Genomic DNA, 527 nt, shown 5'->3' with positions numbered 1-527 from the left:
CACAGGCCCCGGACGGAGATCGGGCTTTGGGTACCGACACCGATTTTTCCATGCGGAGACGATGTTACGACATACTCAGTAATCGCCCCGCCGCCATTGTTGGCCGGTGGTGTGAAATTGACCTGGGCGCCATCCGGATCGAGCGTCGTCACCGCCCCGATCGTCGGTGCGTCCGGCAAGGCCGGATTAACCGCGAACGACCGCGTGATCGTCTGTGCCGGGAAGTAAGCAGAATTGCCCTCTGCGTCCGCACTGATGGTGCAGGTGCCCGCGGAATGGAACGTCAACTCGCCCGGTGGCGTCACGGTGCAGACATCGGGCGTCGTCGAACTAAACACGACCGGGAGGCCGGACGTGTTCATCGCCGACAACACAGGCGTCGTGCCGAAGGTCTGGGGACCAGGGCTGAAGCCGATCGTCTGGAAATTTCTCGGCACCACCGCCTGCGACGCCGAAGACGACGGACCAACACCCGCCGCGTTCTTTGCGGTCACGGTGAAGGTGTAGGACATGCCGCTCCACAGGCC

Annotated in this window: 1 pseudogene; it reads right to left on the bottom strand. The window is 63.2% G+C overall.

The annotated features are described in order from the left end of the window. A pseudogene (locus AB4Z53_RS35465) lies at positions 1 to 527 on the bottom strand (putative Ig domain-containing protein); the annotation flags it as partial.

The sequence above is a fragment of the Ensifer sp. 2TAB8 genome (assembly GCF_052115125.1).
Lineage (GTDB): Bacteria > Pseudomonadota > Alphaproteobacteria > Rhizobiales > Rhizobiaceae > Ensifer.
Note: the sequence above shows the minus strand (reverse complement) of the source record. Positions and strands in the feature narration are given on the sequence as shown.